The 227-nt window shown below is 63.0% G+C and carries 1 pseudogene; it reads left to right on the top strand.

What is annotated here, in order from left to right:
• Nucleotides 1–51 precede the first annotated feature (51 nt).
• Nucleotides 52–227 (top strand): annotated as a pseudogene (locus tag LI94_RS21750) (4-hydroxy-2-oxovalerate aldolase); the annotation flags it as partial.

The raw sequence follows: 227 nt of genomic DNA, 5'->3' as shown, positions 1-227 counted from the left end.
GGAGATCGCCCGCGAGATGGCCGGCGTCACGGCTGGAGGAGTGTAATCGTTATGTCTGATCACATTTTTGATGTGCGGATCACCGACACTTCGCTGCGCGACGGCAGCCACCATAAGCGGCATCAGTTCACTCTCGATGAGGTCGGCGCGATCGTGGCCGCCCTGGATGCTGCCGGGGTGCCGGTGATCGAGGTGACCCACGGTGACGGGTTGGGCGGGTCGAGCTT

Origin of the sequence: Mycobacterium sp. UM_Kg27 (genome assembly GCF_000972905.1) — a bacterium.
Taxonomy (GTDB): Bacteria; Actinomycetota; Actinomycetes; order Mycobacteriales; family Mycobacteriaceae; genus Mycobacterium.
The sequence above is the reverse complement of the archived record's forward strand: the minus strand, read 5'-3'. Positions and strand labels throughout refer to the sequence as shown.